The following is a 12420-nucleotide window of genomic DNA, read 5'->3' as shown; positions in this document are numbered from 1 at the left end:
TAATCCATACTACACTCCTCAAGATTTACTTGTAACCATAGCTTTTGCATAATGCCAACTGAAAAAGAGAGTGGCATTTAATAGCATTTTATATCTTTGCCCAAAATTTTTATTACCATGAATTTTGTACAAGAATTACAGTGGCGAGGCATGATTCACGATATGATGCCCGGCACCGAGGAGCAGCTCCAGAAGGAGATGACCACTGCCTACGTGGGAATTGACCCCACGGCCGATTCGCTACACATTGGCCATCTAGTATCCGTTATGATGCTTAAACACCTTCAGCGTTGTGGGCATAAACCCGTTGTGCTGGTAGGTGGTGCAACCGGGATGATTGGCGACCCATCAGGGAAATCGCAGGAGCGGAATCTGCTCGACGAAAAGACCCTAAGGCATAACCAGGAGTGCCTAAAGAGTCAACTTTCTCGCTTCCTCGATTTCGACTCGAGCGAGCCCAATGCTGCTGTTATGGTAAACAACTACGATTGGATGAAGGAGTTTTCTTTCCTCGACTTTATCCGCGATATCGGCAAGCATATTACCGTAAATTACATGATGAGCAAGGATTCGGTGAAGAAACGCATTAGCGGTGAGGCTGGTGCTGGTCTGTCGTTTACCGAGTTTACATATCAGCTGGTGCAGGGCACCGATTTTCTTCACCTATACCAAGCCAATGGGTGCAAATTACAGATGGGTGGTTCCGATCAGTGGGGCAATATCACCACGGGTACAGAGCTTATCCGCCGCAAGTTGGGTGGAGAAGCGTTTGCCCTTACGTGCCCACTTATAACCAAAGCCGATGGTGGTAAGTTTGGTAAAACCGAGGAGGGTAATGTTTGGCTTGACCGAAACCTTACTTCGCCCTACAAGTTCTACCAATTCTGGCTAAATACCTCCGACGAGGATGCCGAGAAGTACATCAAAATATTTACTCTGCTTACTCAGCAAACGGTTGAGCAGCTGGTGGCCGAGCATCAGCAGGCACCCCATGAGCGTAAGCTGCAGAAGGTGCTGGCTAAGGAATTAACCACCATGGTGCACACCGAGGAGGATTACAACACAGCCGTTGAGGCATCGCAAATCCTTTTTGGTAAATCAACCTCCGATATTTTGCATAGGATAGACGAAAACACTTTTTTATCCGTTTTTGAAGGTGTGCCCTTGTTCAACATATCAAGAGAGATAATCACCAGTGGAATTCCATTCTCAGAATTGGCGGCCGAGAAAAGCGATATTTTTCCATCCAAAGGCGATTTAAGAAGAACGGTTAAGGGCGGGGGTGTAAGCATTAACAAGGAGAAGATTGAAGATTCCGACATGGTAATTGACGCCACTAGACTTATTAACGACAAGTACTTGCTGGTTCAGAAAGGTAAAAAGAATTACTTTCTAATAAAAGTAGACTAAAAGAGTTGAGCAATGGAAAAGGAACTACCCGATTTTAATCTGAATGGAACAAACCTAATTCAGATGATTTGGCAACGGCGAATGGTTTTCATCCTTATAGGAGCTGTTGCCTTTGCGGTATCGTTAGTGGTTTCATTCCTAATAACGCCTCAGTTTAAATCAACGGCTGTGCTTATTCCGGCTGCATCAACACAGGCGGCTAAAGATGTGTTTGTGGCATCTCGTGCCAAAGGACTTACCGTTTTTGGCGACGACGAGGAGGTGGAACACCTCATTCAGGTCCTTTCGTCGGAAAGGTTGCGCAGGCATATTATTATTGAATTTAACCTGTTTGAACATTACGGCATTAATCCCGACGAAAAGTTTGCGTGGCATAAGGTTAATGGTGCGTACAATAGTAACATTTCATTCAGACCATCGCGGTATCGCTCGGTTATGATTGAGGTTTACGATAACGACCCCCTTATGGCAGCCAAGCTGGCCAATGCCATTGTGGTTACAGCCGATAGCCTAACCCGTGAGGCCAAGCGCCTAGTAGCGCAAAAAGCCCTCGATGTGTTGGAGTATCACTACCAGCAAACCCTGTCGGAGGCATACATGATTGATGATAGCTTATCGTTTGTAATGTCCAAAGGAGTGCTCGATTTGCCATACCAAGCAAAGGAAGTTACTAGGGTATATGCCGAGGCTTTGGCAAACAATAGTACCTCCGTTACTTCGCGTATCGAGAAGTATATGGACGAGTTGGCAGCGCACGGTGCCCGTTTTACGCGCTTTTTTAACGATGTGCAGTACAAGTCGCTGCAGCTAAAGGATATGCAGGAAAATCTACACATACTAAGGGCCGAGGCGGAGGGTATAATCCCCTCGCAGTTTGTTATAGACTGGGCCTACCCCGCCGACAAAAAGGCCAAACCAAAAAAAATGATTATTGTTATGGCGGCCACCCTATCGGCATTATTTTTCTCTTTGTTCCTGTTTGTACTGATCGATTTCTTTAGAAAATCGATAAATCCACCCCGCGTTGCACAGGAGTAAGCTTGAAATATGGCTTGTTGTTCTTCTTAGCCTGTTATTCGTTGCGGCCAATAGCTTCTTGTTGTACAAGCAATCGTTCGTGGCAAGTGCAATACCGCTATTGCTTCTGGTTGCCGTATGGGTATTCTTTGCACCTACCAAACTATTCTTTGCGCTGGCTCTATTGGCTCCTCTCTCAATCCCTTTACGCAGGTTAATTCCCGGATTACCCTTTGATTTTTGGTTCCCAACGGAGCCCATGCTGGTGTTCCTGCTATTTATGCTGATATTAAAATCGTTTAGGGAGCGATATTTTAGGCGAGAACTGATGGAGCATCCCGTATTTCTGGCCATACTGTTTTATTTGGGGTGGCTGCTAATTACTTCGGTAACCAGCGAGATGCCAGTGGTATCCATCAAGTATTTTTTGGTTAGGGTGTGGTTTATTGGCATATTCTTCTACTTGGCATACGTTCTTTTTGTCGATAACAGAAAGAATATTAACCGTTTTCTGTATTTGTATTCGCTTGGGTTGCTGGCTGTGTCTCTGTTAAGTCTTGTTAAGCAGGCACAGTATGGCCTTTTCGATCATAAGGTGGCCCACGGCGCATCGGCACCCTTCTTTATCGATCATACCTCGTACGGTGCGGCTCTTGCCTTTGTAATTCCAGTAACCATTGCTTTGGCTGTTAATACTTCCAAAGGGCTACTTAAGGGATTATTGTGGGCTTTATCGGGCTTTTTTGTTGTGGCGTTGGTTTTGTCGTATTCCAGGGCTGCATGGTTAAGTTTAGTTGTTGGGGCGGGAGTATGGTTTCTTATCCTATTCAAAATCCGTTTTCGAAGTATTATCATTACCCTTGGGGTTATGCTGGCGGTATTCTTTATTTTTCAGGATGATATAATGTGGCGATTGGAACGTAATACAACCGATTCCAGTGGCGATCTTACGGAGCATATTCAATCTATTATTAATATTAAATCCGATGCCTCTAACCTAGAGCGCATCAATAGGTGGGATGCTGCTTTGGCTATGTTTAACGAAAGGCCATTTTTTGGTTGGGGCCCAGGCACCTATCAGTTTCAGTACGCTCCATTCCAAATGAGCTACAACAAAACCATAATTAGCACAAATTTTGGCACTGGGGGTAATGCCCATAGCGAGTATCTAGGGCTTATGTCTGAGGCTGGATGGCCTGCCTTGCTGGGGTTTGTGCTTATAATTGTTTTTATTCTAGCAACAGGACTAAGGCTTATTGTTAACCCAAAAATTGGCAAAAAGGATAGAAATATTGCCATTGCCTGCTTGGTTGGGCTTGTAACCTATGTTTTCCACAGTTTCCTAAACAACTTCCTCGATGCCGATAAAATTGCGGCTGTGTTCTGGGGATTTATGGCAGTAATAGTAGCCCTAGAGCATAGGGCAAAGCAGTTGGCTGCTGGTGATAATACTCTTAATTAAGGCGATAAGCTACCTGAACTCAAATCCTAGGATAGATATATCATCGAAAATTTGAATGATATTCGACTCCTCCTCCTCAACACGTACCCTTACAATTTCATTCACATTGTCGGCAATATTTCCTTGGTTGCCAATGCAGTTCTCTACAATGCTATGATCCATAACCACCTTACCTTCTTTAGCGAATTCAACTAGTCCGTCGGTGTAGCATATAAGTTTTGATGGGGAGGTAACTCTAAGGGAGCCAACGTTCATAACCGGAATGTCGTCAACCATTCCAAGCCCTACACAACCACTGGTAAGCTGGTGACACTCTTTGGTTTTGGAATCGTAAAAAATTGGGGGGTTGTGCCCTGCGTTAATATATTCAAGGGTTTTTCGGTTTGGGTTATACCGCCCAATGAATAGGGTGATAAATCGTTCACCCTTTGCAGCATCCAGCACCCTGGTATTAAGCTTCTCAACCAGGCCAGTGAGCGTAATGTCGTAGGTGAAAAGTGCACTGAGGTTGGCCTGAAAGTTAGACATAAGGATGGCTGCAGCCATTCCCTTACCCGACACATCAGCAATACAGAAGCCAATCTCGTCGCGTTCAAGCGGAATAACATCGTAAAAATCGCCACCAACCTCAGCGTGGGGGTGGTAGTATGAGTGGATTTTAACGTTGTTGGTTTGGGGTAGATTCTCCTGATTAGGGATAAGCAAGTTCTGCATTTTTGAGGCCAGCTCCAGCTCCTTCTTCATGGCCTCCTGCTCCAGCGTTTTGTGGAAAAGCCTAAGGTTCTCGATGGCAACAAAAATGATGATGGACAGGGTTTGTACAAAGTTGAGGTGCTTAATTGTTGCACTTACACCTTTTGCCTGATCCTTGGTGTCGGCTATAAGAATATAGGCAAGAGCCTGATTGTTCTGCACCACAGGAATTATAATGTCGAACTCCTGTAAAACCCTATTGGCCGAGGTACTAACAAAGGTAATATCATCGAAGCAAAGCAGATCTTTATCCGGATCAATTTGTGAGCTGATGCTCTCGGGGCAGTTAGTTGAAAGTAGTAGCTGCCATTTCTCCTCGAACTTAAAAAAGAGCACCCGGTCAATCTCCAGATCCTCGTTAAGGATTGTTCGCATCCTATCCATTAGATCTTCAGTCCTCATCTCGCCACTTATGGCTTGCGCCATGCTAAGTAGGGTGTTGAGCTTGAACGTGCTGAGCTTTAGTCGCTTGGACGAATTGAATGACATAACACCTAAGGTTCGTTTATTACAGCCCTAACAATGAATTATGCGCTTAAAATTAAAAGGATAAGATACAAAATAAATCTATCCCCAAGGTAAGTTTATGGGGATAAATTTGAATTTCACTAGTATTGTCTACTATTTTACTCTTTCGGAGTAATCGCGGGTGCGGGTGTCTATCTTGATTTTCTGGCCAATCTCAATGAAGAGCGGCACGTTTATGGTTGCACCTGTCTCAACGGTGGCTTGCTTAAGGGCTGTTGACGAAGCGGTGTCGCCTCTAAGGCCCGGTTCGGTATAGGTTACCTCAAGCTCTACAAAGGGGGGTAATTCGCATGAAAGTACTGCCTCGTTTTCGGCATGCACCATTATCTCAACGCCTTGCCCCTCTTTAATTAGATCGGTACCATCCACTTGCTCTTCTTGTAGGGTAATCTGCTCAAAGGTTTCAAGATGCATAAAGTGATAGCCCGTTTCGTCCTTGTAAAGGAACTGGTAGGGACGACGTTCAATGCGAACGGTGTTTATCTTTACCCCAGCATTAAAGGTATTCTCCAGTATTTTACCTGTTTCTAGGTTTTTCATCTTGGTGCGTACAAAGGCGGCGCCTTTGCCAGGTTTTACATGCTGAAACTGCACAATGGTGTAAAGCTTGCCATTAAACTCTATACACAATCCGTTTCTAAAATCTGCTGTTGTTGCCATATCTATTTATCTACAGTTTTAAATTTGGAGCAAAAATAGTAAAATAGGTTTTTGGGAGGGGCTGTTTTATCATTTTTTTTGATGTTTTGTTTTGATATTTCGATGGTTAGAGCCCCAACTCCATTGTTGCAATAAGTTGCAACATCAGTAACAAGTGATAGTTGCATTCAACCATTATTGGTTGTAGAATTAAGCACTACTTACTCCCAAGTACCTTGTTTTTGGCCACGGTAGCAACAAAATCTTTTAAATACAGCGGTTCAAAGTATGCCACATCTTCAAATAGTTGCTGCTCAATGCACTTGGTTGCCAAGGGTAGCATATACTTGGCCGATGGTAAAAAGTTGTCAACGAATGAGGCGTTGGCAGACGTAATAATTTCTTTAGCCTTTTGCGAGCCGTTACCCAGAAAAAGCATCCTTTTCGATTTTAGCATTTCGCTAAACGAATTGGCATCAAGAATTTTTGCCTCCACCTCGGAAATACTCTTTCCGTTCATATCGAAAAGTTGAGTGTAAACCTCCATCCTCCGGGCATCAATCAATGGGCAAATTATATCGGGGGTAAAGCTTGGGTTGTTATCCTGAAGCCATTCGAGTGCTCCATAGGTCATCGAATTTAGGCTGCCAATGGCAATAAGCGGAATGCCTGCGCCATAGCATATGCCCTTAGCAGCCGAAACGCCAATGCGCAGACCTGTGTACGATCCGGGTCCTTTACTTACCGCAACAGCAGCCAGATCGGTAGCTTTTAATCCTTGTACCCTTAGTAGCTCTTGCGAAAAAGCCGTAAGATTTTTTGCGTGGTTGTTGTTTGGTTCGTGGTTTTCCATTATACCCAATAGCTCCTGGCTAAAACCAAGAGCTACTGAGCATGTATTAGTACCCGATTCAATGCAAAGGATCGGTTTCATAGTTCGTTTAATTACTGGAATAGCTTCCCTTGTTCTACCTTTTTAACTAGTTTGCCATCCTCAAGCCTGCGTGAAATTGCGCTAAAGGGAGCAACCACAACCTCCTCTTCACCTTCGAGACCGCTGGTAATCTCAATGTTGCGGTTGTCCTGTATACCCGTGGTTACCCTAACTAGCCTTGCGGTATCGCCAACGGCAACAAACACAACCTCTATTTGCTTTGGAGCGTTATCGGCAGTAGCATCTTTAGGTGTTTCTGTCATATCGTTACCTCCCATTACGGGGATAGTATCGTTGCGCGTTGTAACCGCTTGGATGGGAATAGTGAGAATATTAGCTTTGGTAATGGTTTGAATATCAACAGTAGTTGACATTCCTGGCCTGAATGGGTTTGGCTGGTTCTGTTTGAACAGATGGCTGTATGAGTTCTCCAAAAGGAATATTCGCACCTCAAAGGTTGTAACCTGGTCGGTAGCCACACCTGTAACGCTGGCCGAGTTGGCTATTTGCGTAACCACACCCTTAAAGGTTTGGTCGGGGTATGCATCTACATAAATCAGCGATGTGTCCCTAAGCTTTACCCTAACAATATCGTTCTCATTAACGCTAACCCTTGCCTCCATTCGCGATAAATCGGCAATCCGCAGAATTTCTGTTCCCGCCATTTGAGCTGTTCCCACAACACGTTCGCCCAGCTCTACGCTTAGCTTCGATATTGTACCGCTCATGGGAGCGTAAATGGTTGTTTTGTTAAGATTTTCAGTGGCTTCTTTTAGCGAGGCTTCGGCGCTCTCCACATTAAATAGAGCCGCTTTTACATCGGCTTGCGCTACCTGATAGCTGGTTTTTACATTCTCAAAGTCAGACTCAGAGATGGCTTTCTGCTCAAATAGTTTCTTGTTGCGATTGTATGCAAGCTCCGACTGTTGCAGCTGCGCCTGTGCCTGTGTTAATCGGGCTTTGGCCGAGTTTACTGCGGCTTCGGCGCGTTCTCTCATCGAGATGTATGTGTCGGGCTTGATGCGGCAAAGCAGCTGGCCACGGGTAACGTTATCTCCCTCTTTTATGGGTAGCTCAATTATTTCGCCCGACACCTCTGGGCTTATCTTCACCTCAACCTCTGGTTGAATTTTACCGTTTGCAGATATACTTTCGATAATGGTTCTAAGCTCAGGCTTTTCAACAACAACATCAATGGTCTCGGGTTTTCCGAATTTGCCCGATTTTTTTCCAATTATGGCTAATACTATTAGTATTACAACGGCAATGATTAGGTATCGTAATAAATTTTTTCGTTTCATGGCTTTTGTATGATTATAGGCTTAAAGGGTTACCTTGGTAGAAGTCGAGTATTTTCGATTTGAATATGAATTCGTACTTAGCGCTAAGCAAGTCGGCCTCTGCTTTGGTTAGGCGGGTTTTGGCTGTAGTGTAGTCCAGGGAGTTAACCAAGCCCAGATTAAAACGATGCTCAGCGTATCGGAATGCCTCCTCGAGAGCCTTAACGCTTTTTTCAGATGCTTTGAATTTTTTTAGCGCAGCCAATGCGTCGGTGTATGCTTGCTGTATATCTTTGTACAATATGTTTTTCTCTTGCTCTAGGTTGTAGCGGGCATTATCGAGCGAAATAAAAGCATTGGAGATAGAGGTTTTCACTTGCCAACCGTTGAAAATTGGTATAGATAAGCTTAGCCCAATGCTTAAACTTGCATTATCCTTTATCTGATCCATAAAGGGATCTTCGGACACAAGAGGATTGCTTTTAAGAAATCGGCGTGAACCTGAGCTGTAGCTGGTTCCCAACGATAGCCTTGGGCTTTGCCCTCCTTTGGCAATTTGAACACCCTTTTCAGCACTATTTACCCTTAGGCTAGCACCTTTAATTTGAGGTAGAAAGTTCACTGCCTGATCGAACACATTATGTGGCGAGCTGGCCGGAATTGTTTCATCAAAGCCTGTAAGGTTAGGGGTTTCAATTGTAAACCCCTCGGTAGATTTAATGTCGAGAAATTGTGTAAGGGTAAGGTACGATAGCTCCAGCTGATTTTGAGTGTTTACAAGCTGCAACTCATCTGATGCGAGCTGAGCCTCAATCTCAAGCAAATTACCCTCGGGGAGGCTCCCAGCATTTACCAGCTGCTTGGTTCTTTCTATTTGCATCGATGTGAGCTCTACTTGCTTTTTGGCAGTTTCAACAAGCTCCTGGCTGAAAAGAATTTGTAAGTATGCCGCTGCAATATTCAACGAGATGTTGTTGCGTAGCTTTTCCACATCGCTAATGGAGGCCATTAGGTTAAAATGATCCTGCTTGCGCGAATTCGTTATTTGAAACCCATTAAAGAGGGTTACATTTGAGTTCATCGAGAAGCTTGTGGCCTCCATATCCTGCGAAACGGTGTTGGTGCCATAGTCGATAGCCCGACCAAAGCTGTAGTTGTGGTTCACCGAAGCATTTAGGTTAGGGTAAGCGCTTAGCTTTGATCGGGTCAGCTGGTTTTCACTAACTTTTACGTTAAGCTCTTGCTGCTTAATCTGAATGTTGTTCTCAAGTGCATACTCAATGCAACGTTCAAGGCTCCAGGTTTCTTGACCGATAGAACTGCTTGCAATGAACAGTAAGACTAGGGTTGTGATTAGGTTAACAAGTCGAAGCATAGGGCGTATAGTTTCAAAATAATTTACGAAGATAAATGTTTATTCAATAGTATTGAGTAAAAAAAAGCTAAAGGTTTAGTTATATCAAAAACCTTACCCAATTTATTATCAGTTTGGTTTAAAATCTTATTTACGATTATCTGGTCTAATATTGCTCATTAGTTGCTGTGCTAACCACAAAAGGCAATCCTGTGTTGGATTGCCTTTCGTTACATTTCAGCTATTGTTTACTGCATCAATATGGTTTCGCCCACCCCAATGGGTAATCCCAAGTAGAACCATAGCAATGTAAGGGCAATCCACATGATAAGCAAAACAACCATGTACGGGATAAGTAGCGATACAATTGTGCCTATACCAATATTCTTGTTGTACTTATGTATCCATCCTAAAAGTAGCGGGAAGTACACGTAAAGTGGTGTTACGCAGTTGGTAATGGAATCGCCAATACGGTAAAGTAGCTGCACAAAAGCAGGGCTGTAGTTGAGCTGCGATAGCATGGGGATGAAAATGGGTGCGAAGATTGCCCACTTGGCAGAGCCACTACCAATAAATATATTAAGGAATGCTACCAGTATAATGAACAGAACAAACATTAGGGGACCGGTTAGTCCGGCAGATTGTAGTAGGTCGGCACCTTTAATGGCCAGTATTGTGTCCAGATTACTCCAGTGAAACAGGTTGATGAACTGAGCAACAATCAGCATCAGCACGATGTACCCCGAGAGATCCTTCATTCCCTGCTCCATATGCCTCAGCACATCGGCTCCGCTCTTTATTGTACCAACAGCCTTTCCGTAGTAGTATCCAGGTATTGCAAATGCAAAAAACAGGATTGGAACCAACCCTCTAAGGAATGGCGAGGGTACCAAAGATCCCGTTTCTGGATTGCGAAGGGGAGCCCAAGAGGGCACCACAAGAATTAAAATTGCCGTAAGGTAAATCAGGAATGCTATTCCAGCATGGCGCTTTCCCTTTTTCTCCTCTGGGGTAACAATATGCTGGGCGTCCTTACTTATCACCTCATCGGCATTAGCTATCTCAAACTTATTGCATCGAGGAATGGTAAACCGCTTAACTATGAATGCCCCCCCAAGGCCAAGCATAAAGGTTGAGGCTATCATGAAGTACCAGTTTGAGGTGGCGCTAACCTCATCGAGATGAGCAAAATGCTCGGTAATTTCGGTGCTTATGCCGGCCAGCAGCACATCGGTTCCCGCAATAAGGAGGTTGGCGGTAAAGCCCGCTGTAGCTCCTGCGTATCCAGCAATTAGCCCCGCAATGGGGTTAATGCCCATTTGGGCAAATATAAGTGCCGCAATGGGCGGAACTATTACCACTCCTGCGTCGGAACCAATATTGCCCGATGCACCAATTATGAAAATGATTGGGAATATAATTTTTCGTGGAACCGAAAATGCCAGCGACTTGAGGATAGAAACAAGTAATCCTGATTTTTCGGCAACCGAAACACCCATTAACATCACAAGTACAAGGGCGAATGGGGCAAAATGACCAAAGTTGGTCACCATATTCTCAAGGAACAGTCGCAGTCCCTTGCCCGAAACAAGATTTTCGGCCATTATCGTTTCGCCAGTGGCTGGATCCACAGCACTTATGCCCAAAAGCGCAGCTATACCGCTAAACGCAACAACGAAAATACAAATCCAAATAAAAATCCAGAATGGATGTGGTAACTTATTGCCAAACCGCTCTATCCAGCCCAGGAATCCTTTGCCCTCGGTGGGTGCATTGGTGACTTTACCTTCTTTTGCCATAGCTTCTTAAGTATTAGATTAAGGTCAGAAATACGCCCCTAATTGGGATAGCTACAAAGAAAATTAAAAAAAGTCGCAAAATATTATTTTACTACAAGCATCAGCCAAAATATGGGTTGTTTTTTAATTAATTGATGTTGGTTATGCTTGGACACTAGATTTGCGTATAAATCACATAAACAGATGTATAGATAGATCGATTAAATGATTATGTGAAGTTTTTTGCTGCATAAAAAACTGTTCATGTTTCGTAACATAATGGTTAGTATACCTAAATATCCAACTTTAATTTAACATGAAACCCGGTGTGCTTTCGGATATTTATTACCAATCCTCCCTCAAAAATTAGGTATTGCCCCTTTATTCCCTTGAGCACACCCTCAACTATTGGTTCTTTAGTTAGATCCTTTGATACAATCTTGGTTGGGAACGATGCAACAGGGTATTCTATTTGGTACTCATCATCGGGGGCTATGGTAAATTCAATTCCATGCTGATTTATATAATCAACCGCTTGCTTTTTTTGATCAGCAAGTGAGCGCTGCTCGTCGTTGCCCATAAGCATTTTGCGCCAGTTGGTTTTGTCGGCCAATATCTTTTTTAGAGCTACCTCAATAAGCCCTGCTGTATGGCGGTTTTTTGCAATGGCAAGTTTTATTGCTCGGTTGGCGCCCTGATCTACCCAACGTGTTGGCACCTGATGATACCGGGTAACACCCACCTTAAGTCCTCCCGATAGGGCTAGATATATGTACTGATCGATAAGGCAATTCTCCTTGGCGAACTCCATATCGCGGGCTATTCCCTCATGTGCACGGCAAAGCTCAGGCTTTAGTACACACTCCTCGGTTTGCGGTACCGATATAAAGCAAGGGTAGCAATAGCCTTGTCCATAGGATTTCTTGGTCTCTTTTCCGCAGCTAATGCAAGTAATCTTTCCGCCATAGGCTATGGTTAACTTCTTACCAATGGCCTCGTTAAGGTTTGCCTCATAGCTTTGGGCGGCCAGGTAGTAGCTTGGTTTGATCATGAATTCTGAACCCGAATTGTGGAACCTCATCTTGTTGAGCTGACCACTAAAAAGTATACTCATCACTAAATCATTTTAAAATATGTTGAACTAAAGGTAAGGCTTTTCATTCTATTTTTTGAAAACGTTTGGAAATGTTTAAACATCAATACTTGCTAATCACCACAAAAACAACAATATGAGGAGGTGCTTGAAAAATATTTTAAAATTTATG

At 43.8% G+C, this 12420-nt stretch carries 10 protein-coding genes; 3 read left to right on the top strand and 7 right to left on the bottom strand.

All coding sequences use genetic code 11. From position 1 onward, the window contains the following. The first annotated feature begins 117 nt into the window (after positions 1 to 117). From tyrS to G8O23_RS04680, 3 genes are read left to right on the top strand one after another with little or no spacing between them, the layout of a single operon-like run. Entirely contained in the window at positions 118 to 1410 is a 1293-nt protein-coding gene (gene tyrS, locus G8O23_RS04690; RefSeq protein WP_166362305.1) for a tyrosine--tRNA ligase, read from the top strand. Between the two features lie 12 nt (positions 1411 to 1422). Then, entirely contained in the window at positions 1423 to 2448 is a 1026-nt protein-coding gene (locus tag G8O23_RS04685) for a Wzz/FepE/Etk N-terminal domain-containing protein (protein WP_166362303.1), read from the top strand. Further along, positions 2435 to 3889, top strand: coding sequence for an O-antigen ligase family protein (locus G8O23_RS04680; protein ID WP_166362301.1), 1455 nt, complete (start codon positions 2435 to 2437; stop codon positions 3887 to 3889). Before G8O23_RS04685 ends, G8O23_RS04680 begins: the two co-directional genes overlap by 14 nt. A 9-nt stretch (positions 3890 to 3898) precedes the next feature. Here G8O23_RS04680 and G8O23_RS04675 read toward each other — a convergent pair whose 3' ends face one another. From G8O23_RS04675 to G8O23_RS04645, 7 genes are all read right to left on the bottom strand, one after another. Further along, entirely contained in the window at positions 3899 to 5131 is a 1233-nt protein-coding gene (locus G8O23_RS04675) for a PP2C family protein-serine/threonine phosphatase (protein ID WP_166362299.1), read from the bottom strand. Between the two features lie 132 nt (positions 5132 to 5263). Next, positions 5264 to 5830 carry an elongation factor P gene (gene efp, locus G8O23_RS04670; RefSeq protein ID WP_166362297.1) on the bottom strand — a complete coding sequence of 189 codons (567 nt, stop codon included), beginning with the start codon at positions 5828 to 5830 and terminating at the stop codon, positions 5264 to 5266. A 196-nt stretch (positions 5831 to 6026) separates the two neighbouring features. Then, positions 6027 to 6743 (bottom strand): tRNA (adenosine(37)-N6)-threonylcarbamoyltransferase complex dimerization subunit type 1 TsaB, encoded by a 717-nt coding sequence (tsaB, locus tag G8O23_RS04665; protein ID WP_166362295.1) that lies wholly within the window; start codon positions 6741 to 6743, stop codon positions 6027 to 6029. A gap of 11 nt (positions 6744 to 6754) precedes the next feature. Next, a complete protein-coding gene (locus tag G8O23_RS04660; RefSeq protein WP_166362293.1) occupies positions 6755 to 8044 on the bottom strand; it encodes an efflux RND transporter periplasmic adaptor subunit in 1290 nt (429 codons plus the stop codon). A gap of 13 nt (positions 8045 to 8057) precedes the next feature. Further along, positions 8058 to 9398, bottom strand: coding sequence for a TolC family protein (locus G8O23_RS04655; protein WP_166362291.1), 1341 nt, complete (start codon positions 9396 to 9398; stop codon positions 8058 to 8060). A 227-nt stretch (positions 9399 to 9625) separates the two neighbouring features. Beyond that, entirely contained in the window at positions 9626 to 11176 is a 1551-nt protein-coding gene (locus G8O23_RS04650) for an AbgT family transporter (protein WP_166362289.1), read from the bottom strand. A gap of 271 nt (positions 11177 to 11447) precedes the next feature. Then, positions 11448 to 12269, bottom strand: a complete 822-nt coding sequence (locus G8O23_RS04645) for a DUF2797 domain-containing protein (RefSeq protein ID WP_166362287.1) — start codon at positions 12267 to 12269, stop codon at positions 11448 to 11450. Positions 12270 to 12420: the final 151 nt, after the last annotated feature.

The organism is Perlabentimonas gracilis (genome assembly GCF_011174675.1).
Taxonomy (GTDB): domain Bacteria; phylum Bacteroidota; class Bacteroidia; order Bacteroidales; family Tenuifilaceae; genus Perlabentimonas; species Perlabentimonas gracilis.
Note: the sequence above shows the minus strand (reverse complement) of the source record. Positions and strands in the feature narration are given on the sequence as shown.